The following is a 19,299-nucleotide window of genomic DNA, read 5'->3' as shown; positions in this document are numbered from 1 at the left end:
CGGTTGCCCTTACCTGATGGGTTAGCCGAACTGGCGAAGGAGAATTTACCGTGATTTTCCCACAGCTCTTTTGCCAGGTTTTCGCCGGGCACGCCAAATTTAATGACGAAGCAGCTGGTCTGACGGCGATCCATCATCAGCTCTTTTGAGCCATCTTCCGGGATACGCGCTACGGCCTCTTCTTTCCACGGCAGGATGCAGCCCAGCAGCACGTCTTTATCCCAGTGCTGTTGATACAGCGCTTCGATTTCCGGGTTCAGCTGTGCCAGCTCTTTCAGCTGTGCCAGCGAACCGCACAGCACCACGCCCGGCTTGTTGCGGTTGCGCTGCTTGGCATCAAACTTGCGCTCCAGGCCCTTCGCGTCGGAGGTCATAATGATGTAACCGACCTTGGTTGGGCAAACAATCATGCCGCCATCGGCAGACAGGATATTGACCGCTTCCGGCTGTAAGCCGCCGTTCCAGTGAATAGTTTTATTGCTCATGAGTGCACCTGCCAGTATAAGAGTTATGTTGGGGTCAGCGCTTTTACGGCCTGCCCGGATAACTTCATCCTAACGCAGGCGTTTTTTTTCGCAACAGTCCTGCAGGCATTAGCGCTATTGTTTCCCTCAGGAAACAATTGTTGCTGGTGCAGGCCGTGGAGTGCTGCCGTATCAGCGAGATGAACTTTTCACGGATCTACACCACTCATTCTTTTAGCCTGCGTGAGCACCCTATGCAAATGACCTTTTTCACCGAACAAGACCGGCCTGTATTAAGCCAATGGTTTACCTCGCAAGCCGACGTAACGCAATGGGCCGGGCCCGACGTCGCCTGGCCGCTGGAGGAGGCTTTTCTCGCCACCCTGCTCGATTCCGCCAGCCAGAAACCGGCAAGCCTGCTGACCTTTGCCGGCAGGCACGAAGGCGAGCTGGCCGCCGTGGCGCAAGTGGGGTTTGACTGGAATAATCATCTGGCCTGCCTCTGTCGCGTGGCGGTTAACCCAGCGATGCGGGGGCAGAATTTGGCAGAAAGCATGCTGCGGCAGCTGATTCCAACGGTTTTCCAGCAGGAAGCTATCGAACGTATTGAGCTGCGGGTATATACCTTTAATCAGGCAGCGATACGCACCTATGAAAAACTGGGGTTTGTGCGGGAAGGTGTCCAGAGACAGGGCGTGGTGGTAGGTGAGGAACGCTGGGACTGTGCGCTCTATGGCATGTTACGACAGGAATACCAGCAGCCTGCCGCGCCGTGCGTAACGGCTGTTACGCACGGCGCCTGAAGCATCAGGCAGGAATGAGTTTTTCTGCCTTTAGCTTGTCAAACAGCGCATAAAAAGCGTCACGCGTGGACTGATAGCCGGTAAAACCCGCCTTGCGGCTTTTGCTGACGTCGGTAAAGACCTCCATCGGGCGCCCCAGGTCAGCATCGGTATGCCACCAGGACACCAGCCGGCTGATATCCGCTTCCTTGAGATCGAACTGCTGCGCGATCGCTTTCCACTGCTCTGCCGCCGCCTCCATGCGTCCTTCCAGCGGCTGCATTTCATCCGGATAAGGGGCAGCTTCCACACCGAAATAGTCGGCAATCTGACCCCACATCCATTTCCATCGGAACACGTCACCGTTGACCACGTTGTAATCTTCATTCTGTGCCGACGGTGTGGTAGCAGCCCATTCCAGCTGCTGTGCCAGCACGCTGGCGCTGGTCATATCCGTCACGCCTTCCCACTGTGCTTTTGAGCCAGGGAAAACAAATGGCTGGCCGCTCTGCTTGCAGAGGCTGGCGTAGACGGCGAGCGTCTGGCCCATGTTCATGGCATTGCCCAATGCAAAACCGATAATGGTATGCGGGCGGTGCACGCTCCAGGTGAAGCCATACTTTTTCGCGCCCGCAAAGACTTCATCTTCCTGTGCGTAGTAAAAGTTATCGACCGGCTGTCGGCCCTGCTCCTCACGGAACGGCGTCATCGGGACGGCGCCTTTGCCATAGGCATCAAATGGCCCCAGATAGTGCTTAAGCCCTGTGACCAACGCCACGTGGCCGCCTTTCAGGCCGTCACCTAACGCGTCAATCACGTTACGTACCATCGCGCCGTTTACGCGGATATTTTCTTTTTCATTTGCCTGGCGTGCCCAAACGCTGAAAAAGACTTTATCCACCTTCACGTCAGCCAGCGCTTTTTTAACGGATTCTGAGTCGGTCAGATCGGCAGTTAATGCGGTGCAGCCTGACGGAACCGCAGTACGTCCACGAGAAAGACCGTAAACTTCCCAACCTTCGCCGGTCAGTTGCTCTGCCAGTGCGGTACCGATAACACCGCTGACGCCGACTATAAGTGCGCGTTGTTGCATAAAATTCCCTCCTGATTGCTGTTCCGATAAGCTTAATAGAGAATTAAAATCTTATTAGAGGTATAAATTCATATTATTTGAGAATATGAGTCATTAATCATGGTCAGCAGAGATCGCCTTAAAGACATCACCCCGTTTGTGGTCAGCGTAGAACGCGGCAGCTTTACCGCCGCTGCGGATGCCCTGCACCTGACCAGCTCGGCGGTCAGCAAAAGCGTCGCCAGACTGGAGTCGCGGCTGGGCTCGCGGCTGTTTGAACGTACCACACGACGGCTGGCGCTGACGGATGCCGGCCAGGCCTTTTATGAGACCTGTACGCGGGTGCTTGGCGAGCTGGCGGAAGCGGAATCGGTGCTGGCGGCTCAGCGTATCATTCCGGTTGGTCGGTTACGGATGGCCGTGCCCAACACGTTTGGCCGGATGCGGGTCATGCCGCTAATTAACGCGTTTTGCCAGGAAAATCCGGAAATGCAGATCGCGCTGTCTTTTTCCGATCGCTTTGTCGATCTGTTTGAAGAAGGCGTGGATATCGCGGTACGTATCGGGGGATCAATCGATTTTCCGCCCTCGCTGGGCTACCGTTTTTTGGGTAATGAAAAGCTGATCTTCTGCGCTTCGCCAGACTATCTGGCGCAGCACGGCACGCCTGACTCTTTGCAGACGCTGACCGAAAGACGGGCAATTGTTTACGAGCGCGTAGACGGCAGTACCAGCCCGTGGCTTATTCGCTCGCCGGATGGACGGACGCTGGCGCGAACGTTGTCTTATCGTATGGCTCTGGGGGATGGTGAAGCTCAGGTCGCCGCCGTGGTAGCCGGGCTGGGCGTGGCGCAAATGGCGACCTGGCTACTGGAAAAAGAGTTAGCCAGCGGTGCACTGGTACCGATCCTGCCAGAACTGGCGGTAGAGGGACTACCGCTGTTTATTGTCTGGCCTCGCAGGAAGCAGCTGCTGCCGAAAGTCGACGCGCTGCTTGCCACGCTGGATCGGCTAAGAATCAGTTAGTCTCGGGTTTGTTAACGTTGATGCGCCATGGCACACCGAATTTATCAATTAGCGTGCCGAAACCGGCTGCCCAGAATGTTTCTTCCCATTCCAGCGTCACTTTGCCGCCAGCAGACAAATTATCGAACCAGCGTTTGCCTTCGGCAGGATCGTTGCTCGACAGGCTAACGGCAAAACCATTGTAGTTAACCGCTTCCACGCTGTCGCTCATTTGCAGTTCGCCGTCGCCAATGTGCAGCAGCGCATGTATGATTTTATCATCTGCAGGCTGCTCCGCGCTTGGGCTGTTCTGCTTCTGCGGCTGCTGTTTTTTGTCTGCAGGCACGTCACCCCAGGTCATCTTAACTGCCAGCTCGGCGCCCGTAGCCTGCTGATAAAAAGCGATAGCTTCTTCACAGTTTCCCGAAAAATATAAATAAGGCGAAAGTTGCATAACATCTCCTTCGTTTGAGGTACGTGCTGAAGTATAAGCTCGAAGAAAGTGTAGCAGGCGAGGGAGATCTGGCGCTTAATTGTCAGAAATTAACGTGTTAGTAGTTAAAAACTTACGACATGAAAACGCACCATAAACCAGGGGACAGGAGCGGAGAAGCAGCACGGAGAGCGGCGGTCAGTGAAGAGACGGCAAGGCAGCGTGAAGGCGCTTTGCCGCCGTGATTTCAGGCTTTTCTTACTGGCGGACAAGTTTTCCCGCCAGCCATTCCAGTAGCAGATAGCCCGCGCAAGCCGCCACAAAGGAGTTGATGGTGGAGACGCCCCAAGTCATATTCAGGCCGACATAGCCGCCCAGCAGCGTAGAGAGGATCGCAGGCCAGCCGGTAAACGCGGTTTCCGCGGGCAAACTGCCGTCGCGACGAGAAGACTGTAGTGCCAGACAATATTTCCTCAGCAGAAAATATTCTGTCAGCATCACACCCAACGCTGGCGGCACAATGACGCCGAGCAAATTCAGGAAATCGACAAAGTGATCCAAAATGCCTAATACCGACAGCGTGGTACCCAGTACACCTAACGCCAGCGTAACGGGACGATACTGTAATTTCATTCCGCTCAGGCTTTCTACAGCGTTGATCACGCCAAGCGCCGAGGAGTAAAGATTAAGGTCATTGACCCTGAGCGTCGAAAAAATAACGGCAAACAGCCCTGCCGTACCGGAAGCAAGTGTGATGATAGACATGACATCGCCGGTATTCAGCTTACGTGCAATAAAGATTGCCAACCCATTGATAATAAACTCACCCAGGAGGATGGTTGCCAGCGTTACGCCAAAGACGTGGCTGCCTTTGCGGGCATAACGCGTCAGGTCGGGCGTCATCAGACTGGCAAGAATGGCACCGCCCACCACCAGCGTGATGCCTGCGTTTACCGACAGAATCGCTTTGCCTGGTGACGCAACGGTCATCGCTTGCACATGGTCAGTGGCCAGCGTTTGCCAGGCGATCCAGGCGATTAGCGTGACAAAAACCGGCACGGCAATGCGCGCCGTAAAACGCAGTGCCTTAAAACCAAAAGCCACCAGCACGGTAAGAAACAGGCCGGATAGCGCCGCTGCCGTTTGGAAGCTAAGCGTATCGGGAAACGCGGCGCTTAGCGATTTAGCAAAAATCGCATTCTGTATACCGAACCAGCCCAATAAACTGATTGCAACCACGATACCGATCAGGGCAGATCCTGTTCGGCCAAAGCCGCACCAGCGTGCCAGCATGCTGCCGGAAAGGCCTTCTTTCATGCCTATATAGCCAAAACCAAACGTAATCAAACCAAATAACAGACTGCCTGCCACAATAGCGGTCAGCGCTGCTGACAGGTTCATACTGTCGCCCAACACCGCACCTAACATAAATTGATCCAGGGCGGTCAGCATCCCCATATGAACAATAGCAACGCTCAAAAAAGAGACGCGGCTGTGCTGGGGCACGCGCTCCAAAGGAAAGTCATTGATTTGCATGATGGCTTATTCCGTATTAAATAAAGTTAATCCCTTTCTTCATCAAACGGGCAGGGATATAGTTTTCCAGTCCATGGGCGATACAATATTCTTCAAATTGCTTCAGAGAATGCACATCGGCTTTCTGATATATCGTATAGACCCGATTTTCAATTGTTTTTGCACTGACGTTAAAAATAGTCGCGATCTCTTTCGCCGTATGCCGCTGTAACATCAGGAAGATAATATCCAGCTCGGACGGCGTAAATAATGTATTTTCAATCACGGTCGTCAACACACCAGGCTTTTTCTGGTTAATAAACTTTAAAGGCGTCAGCGTTTCCAACGGTCTGGCATTCCAGATAGTGCCGATACAGTTCCCCTTTTCATCGAATACGGGCAATTTTTCGCTGACGTAAGGCGAAAGCGTTTTTCGGCCATACCAGTAATGCGTTTCAATAACCGCCACTCTTTCCAGACGCGCTTCCGTACGGCGATCGTGCTCCTGTAATGTCTCCGAACATTCCGCCCAACTGGCCGGAAACTCATTATCATAAGCACCTTCAATCGTGAATGACAAAGGCGTATGGTTATACAGATAAGCGGCCTTGTTCATATAAAGGTGTCTGGATTGACGGTCTTTAATGCCCCATGGCTCGTTAAGATGCTCCATCATGCTGATAAAGCTTCGAAAATCGCCGAAGTTTGCCTTAGCGGACGACATGGCGGATTCCGTGTTATGCGAATATTTTCTGTAGATAGAATCGCGTATGTTTGCCCAGGTAACCTTCCATGTTGCCATAGACGCTGTAGCCCAGCTTCTCGTAAAAGCCCTTTGCCTGGAAATCGAAGGTGTCCACGTAGGCCATGCGACAGCCACGATCTCTGGCGACCTCTTCCGCCTTTAACATCAGCTCCCGACCCTTACCCTGACCGCGCGCATCTTCGCCAACCCAGAGATACTGCACCTCTAATCCCTGCCACCATGTACGCGCCACCAGGCCGCCAAGGATATGGTTTTGCTCGTTTCGCAGCGTAAGAAAAAGTGGCGTAATATCCACCTCATCAAACTGGCTGTTATGTTTCCACAAATTATCAATCACGAACTCTTCATCCTGCAAAGCAGGATTGTCTGTGACAATGATTTTCATTATTACTCCCGTCGTAAACTAACATTCAGTCCGCATCAATTACTCTTTCGGCGATAAAAATTCAAGAGGATTTTCTACCGTGGTATTTAATGCAGGTTCGTCTTTATTATACGGAAATAAATTATAAATAAGCAGTTGATTTAGTTAATGCCGACACCAGGGAAACTATTCCGTTACGAAATTAATAATACTCTGCCCTTTCCAGGACTCACAAAGTAAAGAAGGAATTTTTTCGGAAATAATGGGTAAACCCCAGAATAGCGCGCTAAAAAAAGTAAGACCCGCCATGACAATTAACACGGCAAAAAAAAACGGCCAGTTTTCTGGCCGTTTTTGCAATTCAAAGCTGTTTATTTCACTTCAATCAGCTTCTCAATATCCACGCTGCCCTGCTGTTCGGCCTCGTTTTTACGCACTTTCGCCACGTCGCTGGCACTGACCTGTTCTTTGGCCGTATTACCCCAGCTGGTGCGGATAAAGTTCACCACGTCGGCCACCTGCTGGTCGTTCAGACGCCAGCCGAAGGCGGGCATGGTAATAGCAGAAGGCGCGCCCTTTACGCCAGGCAGCGTCGCGCCGCTCAGCACGATATGAATAAGCGAGGTGGGATCCGCCGCCAGTACCACTGGGTTACCGCTAAGCTGCGGGAAGAAACGCTTATAGCCGCTACCGTCTGTTTTATGGCAGGCGGCGCAGCTATCAACATACACCGACGCGCCCGGCTTGCTGTCATCCCCTTTCCACAGCGCCTTCGCTACGTTGTCATCTGCCGTAAAGCCGACCTGATTCAGATCTTTGGCGCCCAGAGATTTCAAATAGCGTGCAATGGCGGTGATATCGCTGTCGCTCAGATGCTGCAAGCTGTGCTGCACCACTTCGGTCATGCCGCCAAAAGCCGCCGTATGATCGTTACGGCCATAGCGCAGGAACTGCGTCAGATCGTCTTCACTCCAGCGGCCCAGCCCGTCACGGCTGTCACCGCGCAGGTTGTTGGCAGTATAGCCATCAATCGGCGAGCTGCTGCCGGAGAGATAATCGCTGCCTTCACTGTCGTTCAACGCTTTTTCCTGCATGGTCAGGCTGCGTGGCGTATGGCAGGCGCCACAGTGGCCCAAACCTTCGACCAGATACTGACCGCGAGCCAGCACGGCGTCCTGTCCTTTAATCGGCTGGAAAGCCTTTACGTCCGGCGCAAAAATGCCACGCCAGATCGACAATGGCCAGCGCATCGACAGCGGCCAGGGGATATCGCTTTTCCGATTTTCTGCCTCGACCGGCTTTACGCCATGCATAAAGTAGGCGTAAAGCGCGTGCATATCATCATCACTGACGACAGCATAGGAAGGGTAAGGCATCGCCGGATAGAGCGTGTCGCCATTTTTCGCTATGCCGTGGCGCACCGCTTTCTGGAAGTCGTCGTAGCTGTAGTCGCCAATGCCGGTTTTTTTATCGGGGGTGATATTGGTGGAGTAAATCTTGCCAATAGGCGTCGCCATCGCCAGTCCACCCGCAAACGAGTCGCCGCCCATTTTGGTATGGCAGGCCACACAGTCGCCCGCGCGCGCCAGATATTCGCCGCGCTTGATCAGATCGGCGCCGTTATCCTCCGCCGCCGCAACAAAGGTCGTCATACCCAGCATCAACGCCGGGATCAGCATTTTCATCATGGTCATCCTTAAGCCTGCACCAACGGACCCGGGTTTTTCAGGTACTGTTCACGAATCGCTTTCGCCGACCAGTAGGTCAACGCCGCCACCATGCCGGTCGGGTTGTAGCCCAGCCCTTGCGGGAAGGCGGATGCGCCCGGTACAAACACATTCGACACGTCCCAGCTTTGCAGATAACGGTTAACCGCGCTGGTTTTCGGATCTTCGCCCATGATCGCGCCACCGTTCATATGGGTGGTCTGATAAACGGTAGTATCGAAATGGGTACCCGGCATTTTCGGCGTGCCGCTGATCAGTTTCGGGTTCATCGCCTCGGCGATTTTGTGCATCCGTCCATGCATAAACTGCGACATTTTGATGTCGTTTTCCTGCCAGTCAAACGTCATACGCAGCAGCGGCTGGCCGAAGGCATCCTTGTAGTTCGGATCCAGATCCAGATAGTTGTTGCGATAGGACTGATGCGCGCCGTGTGCGTCCATAGAGACATGATGCGTATAGTGGTCGGCGACCGCTGCTTTCCACTGGCTGCCCCACGTGGGCGTACCTGGCGGTGTCGGCAGGCCAGAAACAGGCTTCACGCCCGCCTGGTTAACCCAGAACGGCGAGCCGCCGACAAAGCCATATTTACCGTGGTCGAAGTTATCCGCATTGAAGTCATCCACACCCACGCCCGCGCCACCCGCGCCGATAAAGTTGTTGGTAAAGACGTCTTTATCAAAGAAGGCCTTGATGGTGGAGATATTCTGATAGGCGAAGTTACGGCCTACTGTTCCCTCGTTGGTGACCGGATCGTAAGGCTTGCCAATGCCGGATAACAGCATCAGATGCACGTTATGGAACTGGAAAGCGGACAGGATGACCAGGTCAGCCGGCTGCTCAATCTGACGGCCCAGCGCATCAACATAGGTCACGCCAGTGGCGCGCTTTTTGTCGTCCGTCAGGTTAACGCGCAGCACGTTGGCGTTCTCACGCAGCTCGAATTTTGCTTCCTGACGCAGTGCAGGCAGGACGTTAACGTTTGGCGACGCTTTGGAATACATATAGCAGGCGTAGCCGCTGCAATAACCGCAGAAGTTGCACGGCCCCATTTGCGCACCGTAGGTATTGGTATACGGGCCAGAAGTATTGGCAGAAGGCAGATCGTAAGGGTGATAGCCGATGGATTCAGCGGCCTGTGCAAACAGCTGTGCGGAGAAAGTTCGCTTCTGCGCGGGCAGCGGGAACTTATCGGAGCGATCGGGCGCGAACGGGTTGCCGCGGCCTTGCTCACCGACCACTTTGCCCTTAACGCGCCATTCGGAACCGGAAGTACCGAACACTTTTTCGGCCTTATCGAAAAACGGCTCCAGTTCGTCATAGGTGACGCCAAAATCCTGAATGGTCATCCCTTCAGGAATAAACTTTTTGCCGTAGCGCTCTTCATAGTGGCTGCGCAACCGCAGCTCGACCGGATCGACGCGGAAATGCACGCCTGACCAGTGCAGACCCGCGCCACCGGTACCGGTACCGGGTAAAAATGCGGCAAGCTGGCGATAAGGCTGTGCGGTTTGCGCCGAATTATGACGAATGGTCACGGTGCTTTTGGAAAGATCCTGGAACAGCTTTTTACGGACGTTATAGGTCAGCTCATCGATCACCTGCGGATAGGCACCGTCAGGATAGGTATCCCGATGCGGACCGCGCTCCAGGGCAACGACGTTCAGGCCTGCTTCGGTCAGCTCTTTGGCCATGATCGATCCTGCCCAGCCGAAGCCCACGATCACCGCATCTACTTTTTTCATTACGTTTGCCATGCTTATGCTCTTTCCCCACGAATCGACACCGGCGGGAACGGATAGCGTTCGCCCCGCTCAACCCAGTCCATAAAATCTGCGCGCGCGCCAGGAAAACCGATCAGCTTCCAGCCGACCATATTCTGGTTGCCGCCGTGAACAGGGTCGCTGAAGAAACCTTCGCGTGTGTTCTGTAGCAGGAAAGAGAAGAAAACCTTTGAAGGAACCTGTTTGAATTCGGCTTTGCCGGCTTCAAAAGCCTGCAGCAGCGCGTCCTGCTGGTCGTGGCTCAGGTCGGCAAAGACTTTGCCATGCTGTGCTTTGGCAAAGGCATCCGCGTCGGCCAGGCCAAGGCGGTAAATATCACGCGGTACCAGCGGATACTGATAGCCCAGCGCTTTATCGGCATCGGGATGGAAAGGCCCCTGCATATACCAGTTGGAGCCGGTCGCGTAAGGCGTATTCATTTGCCGATCGATATACTCGGGCACGCCCGCTTCCAGTGCGCCAGGACCGCGCTCATCGGCGGGGATCAGGCGCGCCACGGCTGCCTTAATAAAAGCGTGTTCTTCCGGGGTAAACCAGGTGGGCTGGTAATCACGGGCGTTTTGCGGCCCGGCTGGCTCGGGTGCGGCTATGGCCGCAGGCGCGGTTAACGCCCCCAGGCCCGTACTGCCAATCGCCACGGCGGGCGCAAGCGTAATGGTTCTCAGCAGAAAATCCCTGCGGGAACTTCCGATCGTTTCTTTTGACATGACATTGCCTTTTAAAAATGGCCTGGTTTTCGGCTTTAAGCATCCATGAGGGGCGACCCGCTAACCTGTTTTTTTATAAAAATCGGTCGTTAAGGTGATCTGAATCAATGTTACCGGTAACAATTTGTGGATTTTAACAGGAATCTGCGGAAAAAATTAGCGTAAATAAACAAAATGGCACAATTTCATTAACAATGAAGCGAAGGATGTAAAAAATCGGCGCACGGGCCGAAAAAATAAAAAGCAGTCGTGAACGCCCGCCGCGCGGCGGGCTTTATTCATGACGCTATCCGTTACAGGAGAACCCGCTAAGACTGAACGGGCGCGGGGCGTTTTTCATCCAGGTCGAACAGTTTTAAACGCGTTTCCGACGGCTGGGGCCGGCCAAAATAGTAACCCTGAAACAGCGTACAGCCTTCGATTTTCAGCTGCTCGAACTGCTCGCTGCTCTCCACGCCTTCCGCGGTGATCTGGATATCCAGGCTGCGGCTCATGCCGGTAATCGCGCGGATAATTGCCAGCGCCTCACGACTTTCTTTCATATCGTTGATAAACGACTTATCGATTTTAATTTTATCGAACGGGAAAGAGCGCAGATAGCTGAGCGAAGAGTAACCGGTGCCAAAGTCATCCAGCGCGATGCGCACGCCCAGTTTTTTCAACTTTTGCAGGATTCGAATATTGACCAACGTGTTGTCCAGCAGCACCGACTCCGTTATTTCTACCTCCAGCCGGTGCGGTGCCAGGCCGGAATCCTTCAGCGCCGCTTCCACTACCGACACCAGCGAGCTGTTTTTAAACTGTAACGGTGAAAGGTTGACCGCTACGCTCTGATGAGCAGGCCATTTCACCGCTTCCCGGCAGGCTTCGTACAGCGCGAAAGCGCCCAGCGAGTGGATCAGCCCGGTTTCTTCCGCTACGGGAATAAAGTCCAGCGGCATAATCAGCCCCTGTTTCGGATGGTGCCAACGCATCAGCGCTTCGTAGCTGATGATCTCCTGACCCTGGCCGTCGGTAATGGGCTGATAGTAAAGTTTGAGGTGGCGATGGGTCATCGCCTCGCGCAAATCAGTTTCGATCATTCGACGCTTGCTGGCGGCTTCACCCATTTCGCTGGAGAAATGCTCAAAGCGATTACGGCCATTACGTTTGGCTTCGTACAGCGCCATATCGGCACAGCGTAGCAGTTCGGCGGGCGTGGTGAGGCCCCCCATGGCGATAGCAATACCGATGCTCAGCCCCACCGTCAGGCTGTGGCCGTCAACGTTAAACGTCGGACGTACCGCTTCTATTAACCTTTGCGCCACCGCTTCGGCTTCCTGCAAATGCGTCAGGCCCGGCAGCACGATGGAAAACTCATCGCCGCCGTTACGCGCCAGCGTATCCTGTTCACGCAGCACGCCGCGCAGGCGGCTGGCAACGGCACGCAGCAGGTCGTCACCGACCTGGTGGCCCAGCGCATCGTTAACGTTCTTAAAGTGATCCAGATCCAGACAGAGCGACGCCGTCTTTTTCCCGCTGTCGAAATCGTTGCGCAGCGCCTCGTTTAGCCGCTGGCTGAATAGCACGCGGTTTGGCAGGCTGGTCAGATTATCGTGATGCGCCATGTGATGTATACGCGCGTCCGCTGCGCGCTGATCGGTGACGTCGTCAGCAATCAACAGCACATAGCTGTTGCGGGCATCGTTACCGTTAATGATCGAGGCCGACGCGTTAATAATCCGCTCGCCGCCTCGCGTGCGCAGCAGCTGCTCATTTTTATGCACGCCTTCATTACGCTGAGCGGCGGTGGCCAACTGCGAGAAATAGCCGCTCAGTTCTGAAGGCATGTACTCGTCCAGCTTTTTGCCCACCAGCTGTTTTGTGGTGACGCCCAGCAGCTGTTCTGCCTTGCTGTTTAACAGCAGCACTTCGCGTGACACGACATCTTCTACAATGACGCAGCTGGGAATATTGGCGATAATCGTATCGAGAAACGTCGACAGCGCGGCCATCTTATTGCTGTTTTGCTCCGCCAGATCTTTTGCCCGCAGGATCTGCTGTTCGTACTCGCGTAGTTCAGTGCAGTCACGAGTGATTTTAGCGAAGCCGAGCAATCGCCCCTCGTCGGTATGAATAGCTTCGATGCCCACATGCGCCCAAAAAGCGCTGCCGTCTTTTCGATAGCGCCAGCCCTGATCTTCAAAACGGCCTACGCTTTGCGCAATGGCAAGATTTTTATCAGGGAGACAGGCAAAACGGTCCTGCGCGCTGTAAAAGCACGAGAAGTGTTTGCCGACGATTTCTTCTGCGGTATAGCCTTTGGCACGATGAGCGCCAGCGTTCCAGTTTACTACGTAGCCCTTAGGATCGAGCATATAGATGGCATAGTCGGTCACACCTTCCACCAGCAGGCGGAATACCTGTTCCCTTTCACGCTGCTCTTGTAGCGCACGCTGTTGTTCGGTGCAGTCGCGGGTGATCTTGGCGTAGCCGATTAGCTTGCCGTCATCGTCGTGTACGGCATCAATGACCACGTGCGCCCAGAAAGAAGTGCCGTCTTTACGATAGCGCCAGCCCTGCTCTTCAAACCGACCGGTGCGGTAGGCGGTTTTCAGATTGGTTTCGGGGAGCTTAGCCAGGCGGTCTTGCGTGCTGTAAAAGCAGGAGAAGTGTTTGCCAACGATTTCTTCCGTCGTATAGCCTTTGGAGCGCCTGGCACCTTCGTTCCAGTTGACGACGTAGCCGTCAGGATCGAGCATGTAGATGGCATAATCCACCACGCCTTCTACCAACAGGCGGAATTTCTGCTCCTGAGCGCGCTGTTCAGCGAGCTGCGCCTGCTGTTCAGTGCAGTCTCGGGTAATTTTTGCGAAACCGATCGCTTCGCCCGCATCGTCATAGACAGCGTCAATCACCACATGCGCCCAGAAAGCGCTGCCGTCTTTGCGGTAGCGCCAGCCTTCGGTTTCAAATCGTCCCTTTTCACGGGCGATGGCCAGACCGCGCTGCGGCAGCCCTTTTTCTCTGTCTTCCACGCTGTAAAAACAGTCAAAATTTTTGCCGATAATTTCTTCCGGCAGATAGCCTTTTGCTCGCCTCGCCCCCGTATTCCAATTGGCTACGGTGCCGTCAGGCTTCAGCATATAAATGGCATAGTCGACCACGCTTTGCACCAGCAGCCGGTACATTACATCATTATTTTCGTTCATCTCTTTCCACCTGGGGGACGCTGCTCTGAAAAAGGCGAGGCCTGCGGAGATGGCCGCGTCGAGCTGCCTTTTCTAAGAAGATCCCGCGCCGCTATTCCCTGTAAACCCTTACTGAATCAGACTCTGGTGCCTGAAAGTGCTTTAGCGTTATCGGCCTCGTTTAAATAATATTCAGCACTTATTTAAGCGGGAAGGGACTATGCCGGGTTGGATGCGTGGCTGCAACCCGCCCTCGCCTCTGTTCTGAGCGATATCTCTTAAGGGATAAATTGACAGCAGTCTCGTCCTTTACGTGTAGGACGCCGCCTGCGGGAGAAAGGGCATATCATAAAATTCGGCAATGTCCGACGCGGCACACGGACACTGACGGATACAAAACGAGTAAGACCGTTAACAACTAAACACGTTATATGGTCGGATTATCGTTTTGGAGTCGCTATGTTTAAATCCTTTTTCCCCCGGCCCGCCCTGTTTTTTACCAGCGCAGCCCTCTGGTGCGCTATCGCTATTATTGGCTGGTTTTCCGGGCTGTCTCATTTGGCATCGCTCGCTAATGCCGGCCCGCTACCGAATAATGCTCTGCGGTTTATCGCGCCCTCGGCCCTCGCTTTCTATCTGTACTACTTTGCCGCATTTGCGCTATTTGCCGGTTTCTGGCGCCTGTTCAGTCCTCACCCCTGGCAGCGCTGGTCGGTCAACGGCTCCGCGCTGATTATCTTTGTGACGTGGTTTTCAGTCCAGATGAACGTCGCCATCAATGCCTGGTACGAACCGTTTTACGATCTTATCCAGCGGGCGCTGACGCATCCTAATTCAGTGCAGATCGCCACGCTTTACCATCAGCTGCTCGGTTTTCTCAGCATCGCGCTGTTTGCCGTGTTGGTCGATGTGCTGAATATGTTCTTTATCAGCCACTATATTTTTCGCTGGCGTACGGCGATGAACCAGCATTACATGGCGCACTGGTCACGATTGCGCAGCATCGAAGGCGCGGCGCAGCGCGTACAGGAAGACACTATGCGTTTCGCCTCGACGTTGGAAGATATGGGCGTGAGCCTGATTAATGCCGTCATGACGCTTATTGCCTTTTTACCGGTGCTGATCGGGCTGTCGGTACACGTGAAAAACGTGCCGCTGCTCGGGGATCTCCCCTATGCGTTGGTGATTGCCGTAGTGCTCTGGTCACTGCTTGGCACCGGGCTGCTGGCCGCGGTAGGGATTAAGCTGCCGGGTCTTTCATTTCGTAATCAGCAGGTGGAGGCCGCCTATCGTAAAGAGCTGGTCTACGGCGAAGATGATCCAACACGCGCCAGCCCGCCCACAGTGAAAAACCTGTTCTGGCTGATCCGTAAAAACTATTTCCGGCTCTACTTTCACTATCTTTATTTTAATATCGCCCGTTCGCTCTATTTACAGCTCGACGCCGTTTTCGGTCTGGTGGTGCTGTTTCCTTCTGTTGTGACCGCCGCTATCACTTTCGGGCTGCTTCAGCAAATTAACAATGTGTTTGAACAGGTGCGCGGCGCCTTTCAGTATCTGGTGTATTCGTGGAGTACGCTGGTAGAACTGCTGTCTATCTATAAACGTTTGCGGTTGTTTGAACAGGTACTGGACAGGGAAGCTCAGGGCGAACGTTAAGGGGCACGACAGGATCCGTGCCCCGATGCCGCTATTTTTGTGCAGCCAGTCTGGCGAAGACCTGCTCTACTGCATAAGCGCCCGGATCCTTCACGCCGTTCAGGCTTTCCTGATTCAGGTAAGAGGAGCGGCCCGCCTGCGCTTTACTCATCTGCGCCGTTTTCTCCGCGCCCGCTTTCGCTGCCTGCGCCGCCGCCTCTATACTTTTACCGGCTACCAGCGCGGCGAAAGCGGGATCCAGCGCGTCAATCATGGTGCGATCGCCCGGCCGCGCGCCGCCGTAGTGCTGCATTCTTTCCAACCCATAGCTTAGGGCTTGCGGCAGCGTATCGCCCTCTTCCAGCTTCTGCCCGGCCGCGGTAAACATAATCGACATCAGCACGCCGCTGGAGCCGCCCATGACGACCGCCAGCTCTTCACCAATCAACGTTAACAGGCTCTCCGGCTCGTTCAGCGGCAGCCTGTTGGCTTCCAGCTCAGCCAGGATTTTTTTCGCCCCGGCGGCAAAGGTCGAGCCGGTATCCCCATCGCCCACTTTAGCATCCAGCTGGTTCAGCTCGTTTTCCAGCTCTGCCAGCGTGCGGCAAACGGTGTTGACCACGCTCGCCGTTGACGCATTTTGTGAAGCCGTAACCTGCTGCCGCCGCGCGACCTTTTCGCCCTGAAGCGTATTGAGTGGCGCAGGCTTACCCGCGGGCTGCCAGCCACTGGCCTCAACCGGTGCCTGTAGCGCTTCCGCCAACGCATCGGTAAGGAGCATCGTCGACAGCGAAAAACCTTTCATATCCAGCGCGCTGACCAGCGTCGCCGGGCCAATCAACAAGTCGACCTGTTTTCCCAATGGCGAATGTAATATTTCACGCGTCAGTACCGCCATTTCCAGCGAGGAGAAACCGCCCAGATTGTTGATTAACAACGCCGTCTTTTTGTGGTCAGGATTATGCGCCGCCAGCTTCTCTACCATCAGTGAAACAATCTCACGGCTGTCCTGAGTGTGCAGCGTGGAGGTACCGGGCTCGCCATGGATGCCCATGCCTAACTCACTGTGCCCCTCTTTGACCCGCTCGTCGCGCGCTTCGCCCGGGACATGACAGCTGCTGAAGGCCAGGCCAAGGCTGGCGGTAGCCGCAATGGCGTCATTAGCCGCCGCCGTCACTTCTTCCAGCGATTTTCCATTAGCGGCAGCATAACCCGCTACTTTATGGACCAGCGCTGTACCGGCAATACCGCGCGGCTGCGGATTTTCCGGCAGAGCAATATCATCCGTCACCATGACCAGATCGACCTTGAAACCCAGCTTTTTCGCTTTTTCCGCCGCCAGGCCAAAGTTCAGCCGGTCGCCGGTGTAATTTTTAACAATCAGCAGGCAGCCTTTTTTACCGGTGACGTTGATGATAGCGCTGAGCACGGCCTCCACGCTCGGCGATGCGAAGATATCGCCGCAGACGGCAGCCGTCAGCATACCTTTACCAACAAAGCCTACGTGCGCCGGTTCATGGCCGGAACCCCCGCCGGAAATCAGCGCCACCTCCTCTTTATCCCAGTCGTTACGCACCACCACCCGGATATCGGGGCCAGCATCCAGCAAACTCAGGTTGTGCCACGGGTTGCCAATCAGCGCACCTTCAATCGCTTCACTGACCAAATCGCTTTTTTTATGCATGAAAAACTGACTCATAAACCTTCTTCCTCCTGGCTGAAAAGAGCGGACTAAGTCACTAACTGTAGTTGAATTCTTGCGGAGGTCGTACAGGGAATAAGCATACCGGGGAGAAACGCATCAACATAAAACAGGCGTATTTGGGCGGTTGCAGGCAACGATATTTTGCAAAAGCTCACGAAAAAACAACAGAATATTTTATGCTTTTTAACAGTATTTTTGACAGGATCGACCGGGAGCTTCTGGTCGGGCCTCTGCGCGCTGACCATAAGAAAACTCTGAATGACAATAAAAAGCAACCTGATTATTAACGTTTTTATCAGGTAACCATCCAGCATTACTCCTAAATGTTTCTTCGCGCAGATTTTGAGATTGCAGTATACCAACTAATTATTGTACAGTTTTGGTTATCGTTCTGCGATCCTGGTCACTCCTCTTTGATAACAAGACCAGTTCTCTTTTACGCAGACGACTTCCCTCTGTAGCAGGATAAGCTTCACCACGCCACCACCAGGGCGTTATACGGAGCAGGTCGCAAGACCTGCTCTTTTTTTATGGCCATCTTTTCGCAGCAGTGAGAAAGATAAAGGCTGACTGCACAAAGAAAGCTGCCGGCCAGAAATAGACTGCAGCGCGCTCGCGCCAGCGGCAACCCGGAAGGGAGGGAGAGGGACAGCGGAACAGGCTTATTGGGTAAAACAGAGCCAGGAAACATCGGCGTCAGGAAGCAGAAATCGTAAGGAATACCGTTTAAAAACCAGTAGGGTAAAAAATCAGCCCCGTCCGCTGCCCGCTAACCAATGGCGCGAACGGAGCCTGCATTGCCGTTAGCGGAACACGCTAATCGCTTCGACCAGACGCGTGGCCTGATGAGTCATCCGGCTGGCTGCCTGTGCCCCTTCCTCCACCCGCGCGGCGTTCTGATGAGTGATATTATCCAGGTCTTCTACCGCCAAACTGACTTCGCTCAGTGCCGTAGCCTGTTCGGAAGTGGCCGCGCTGATCTGCGCAATCAGTGAAGTGACGTTCTGCACCTGAGAAACGATCTCTTCCATCGTCCTGCCCGCACCGTTAACGTGAGCACTACCGGACTCTACCTTCAGCGCGCTGTTTTCCACCAGGTTTTTTATTTCACTGGCGGCTTTTGCGCTGCGCTGGGCCAGGCTACGCACTTCTCCGGCCACGACGGCAAAACCTTTACCCTGTTCGCCCGCACGTGCGGCTTCCACGGCTGCGTTCAGCGCCAGAATATTGGTCTGAAACGCTATGCCATCAATAACGCTGGTGATATTGGCGATCTTTTCCGAACTGTCGGCAATTTCAGCCATCATGCTAACCATATCTTTCATCACGCTGCCGCCTTTGGTCGCCGCGTCGCGCGTGTTGGCGGAAAGCACATTCACCTGCTGAGCCGTTTCGGTGTTGCTTTTTACCGTTGCGGTCAGTTCATTCATGGTAGCAGCCGTTTGCTGAACGTTGGCTGCCGCCTGTTCCGTACGGCGGCTGAGTTCGTTGTTACCGTGCGAGATAGCATCGCTGGCGCTCATTACATTCACCGCCTGACCGCTAACATCGTCCAGCAGCCAGCGGAACATGAGTCCCAGCTGCCCGACCGCTCGCAGCGTGGTGCCGATTTCATCCACACGATCCATCTGGTCGACCTGCTGACAGGCCCCGGTCGCCACGCTCAGCGCCTGTTTGCACAACCGCTCGACCGGCCGAGAAATTTGCTGTTCAAGCCAGCCCGATGTCAGCAGCAGCAGCACGGCCATGATGGCACTGAACATCGCCAGCTGCAGCCCCGGCAGCCCCAGTAGCCAGACGCCCGCTACGGAGAGCGGCCACAGCGCCATCAGCGCGGAACGAATGCGCCAGCGCAGCGGCATGGTTTTCAGCAGCGAGGTCCAGCGCAGCATGCCGGTGCGCACCAGCAACCCTTTATGGAAGCACCAGCCTGCGCGCTTGCCTTCGCGAAACTCTTTATACAATTTTTCAGCCTGAGCGATCTCCTGCGCAGCAGGGCGGGTACGGACGGACATATGGCCCTGTATCTTACCGTCGCGCACGACCGGGACGGCATTGGCGCGTACCCAGTAGTGATCGCCGTTCTTACGGCGGTTTTTCACCAGCGCGCACCACGGCTCGCCCTGCTGTAGCGTTGCCCACATATCGGCGAATGCTTCCGGTGGCATGT

The 19,299-nt window shown here is 54.5% G+C and carries 15 protein-coding genes; 3 read left to right on the top strand and 12 right to left on the bottom strand.

The window, feature by feature from the left end; translation table 11 throughout:
* A partial coding sequence (locus tag RTK32_RS06310) for a Sua5/YciO/YrdC/YwlC family protein (RefSeq protein WP_312042626.1) occupies window positions 1–485 on the bottom strand: 485 nt, incomplete at its 3' end.
* A 146-nt stretch (window positions 486–631) separates the two neighbouring features.
* On the opposite strand from RTK32_RS06310, the gene RTK32_RS06305 reads away from it, so the two are divergent.
* A complete protein-coding gene (locus RTK32_RS06305) occupies window positions 632–1,267 on the top strand; it encodes a GNAT family protein (protein ID WP_312042629.1) in 636 nt (211 codons plus the stop codon).
* A gap of 4 nt (window positions 1,268–1,271) precedes the next feature.
* On the opposite strand, the gene RTK32_RS06300 is transcribed toward RTK32_RS06305, so the two are convergent.
* Window positions 1,272–2,339 carry an SDR family oxidoreductase gene (locus RTK32_RS06300; protein ID WP_312042625.1) on the bottom strand — a complete coding sequence of 356 codons (1,068 nt, stop codon included), beginning with the start codon at window positions 2,337–2,339 and terminating at the stop codon, window positions 1,272–1,274.
* A 96-nt stretch (window positions 2,340–2,435) separates the two neighbouring features.
* Here RTK32_RS06300 and RTK32_RS06295 point away from each other — a divergent pair, with 96 nt between their 5' ends.
* Complete coding sequence (locus RTK32_RS06295) at window positions 2,436–3,344, top strand: LysR family transcriptional regulator (protein WP_312042628.1); 909 nt, start codon at window positions 2,436–2,438, stop codon at window positions 3,342–3,344.
* Here the strand turns inward: RTK32_RS06295 and yjdN are convergent.
* The 8 genes from yjdN to RTK32_RS06255 form a co-directional block, all read right to left on the bottom strand.
* On the bottom strand, window positions 3,337–3,777 hold the full coding sequence (yjdN, locus tag RTK32_RS06290; RefSeq protein WP_312042624.1) for a VOC family metalloprotein YjdN: 441 nt from the start codon (window positions 3,775–3,777) through the stop codon (window positions 3,337–3,339). The genes RTK32_RS06295 and yjdN overlap by 8 nt on opposite strands.
* A 237-nt stretch (window positions 3,778–4,014) precedes the next feature.
* Window positions 4,015–5,295 (bottom strand): cytosine permease, encoded by a 1,281-nt coding sequence (locus tag RTK32_RS06285; RefSeq protein ID WP_312042627.1) that lies wholly within the window; start codon window positions 5,293–5,295, stop codon window positions 4,015–4,017.
* Window positions 5,296–5,308: 13 nt separating this feature from the next.
* Window positions 5,309–5,995, bottom strand: coding sequence for a PAS domain-containing protein (locus RTK32_RS06280; protein ID WP_312042623.1), 687 nt, complete (start codon window positions 5,993–5,995; stop codon window positions 5,309–5,311).
* A gap of 13 nt (window positions 5,996–6,008) precedes the next feature.
* Window positions 6,009–6,422, bottom strand: coding sequence for a GNAT family N-acetyltransferase (locus RTK32_RS06275; protein WP_312042622.1), 414 nt, complete (start codon window positions 6,420–6,422; stop codon window positions 6,009–6,011).
* Between the two features lie 350 nt (window positions 6,423–6,772).
* Entirely contained in the window at window positions 6,773–8,086 is a 1,314-nt protein-coding gene (locus RTK32_RS06270; protein WP_409451069.1) for a c-type cytochrome, read from the bottom strand.
* An 11-nt stretch (window positions 8,087–8,097) separates the two neighbouring features.
* Window positions 8,098–9,882, bottom strand: coding sequence for a GMC family oxidoreductase (locus RTK32_RS06265; protein WP_312042620.1), 1,785 nt, complete (start codon window positions 9,880–9,882; stop codon window positions 8,098–8,100).
* Between the two features lie 2 nt (window positions 9,883–9,884).
* Complete coding sequence (locus tag RTK32_RS06260; RefSeq protein ID WP_312042619.1) at window positions 9,885–10,616, bottom strand: gluconate 2-dehydrogenase subunit 3 family protein; 732 nt, start codon at window positions 10,614–10,616, stop codon at window positions 9,885–9,887.
* A 308-nt stretch (window positions 10,617–10,924) separates the two neighbouring features.
* Window positions 10,925–13,807 (bottom strand): EAL domain-containing protein, encoded by a 2,883-nt coding sequence (locus RTK32_RS06255; protein WP_312042618.1) that lies wholly within the window; start codon window positions 13,805–13,807, stop codon window positions 10,925–10,927.
* A gap of 438 nt (window positions 13,808–14,245) precedes the next feature.
* Between RTK32_RS06255 and sbmA the strand changes: the two genes are divergently transcribed.
* Window positions 14,246–15,445, top strand: coding sequence for a peptide antibiotic transporter SbmA (gene sbmA, locus RTK32_RS06250; RefSeq protein ID WP_312042617.1), 1,200 nt, complete (start codon window positions 14,246–14,248; stop codon window positions 15,443–15,445).
* 31 nt (window positions 15,446–15,476) lie between these two features.
* Here sbmA and RTK32_RS06245 read toward each other — a convergent pair whose 3' ends face one another.
* Window positions 15,477–17,123, bottom strand: a complete 1,647-nt coding sequence (locus tag RTK32_RS06245) for a dihydroxyacetone kinase subunit DhaK (protein WP_312042616.1) — start codon at window positions 17,121–17,123, stop codon at window positions 15,477–15,479.
* Between the two features lie 809 nt (window positions 17,124–17,932).
* A partial coding sequence (locus RTK32_RS06240) for a methyl-accepting chemotaxis protein (protein ID WP_312042615.1) occupies window positions 17,933–19,299 on the bottom strand: 1,367 nt, incomplete at its 5' end.

This window comes from Erwinia sp. (genome assembly GCF_031978025.1).
Taxonomy (GTDB): Bacteria; Pseudomonadota; Gammaproteobacteria; order Enterobacterales; family Enterobacteriaceae; genus Erwinia.
Note: the sequence above shows the minus strand (reverse complement) of the source record. Positions and strands in the feature narration are given on the sequence as shown.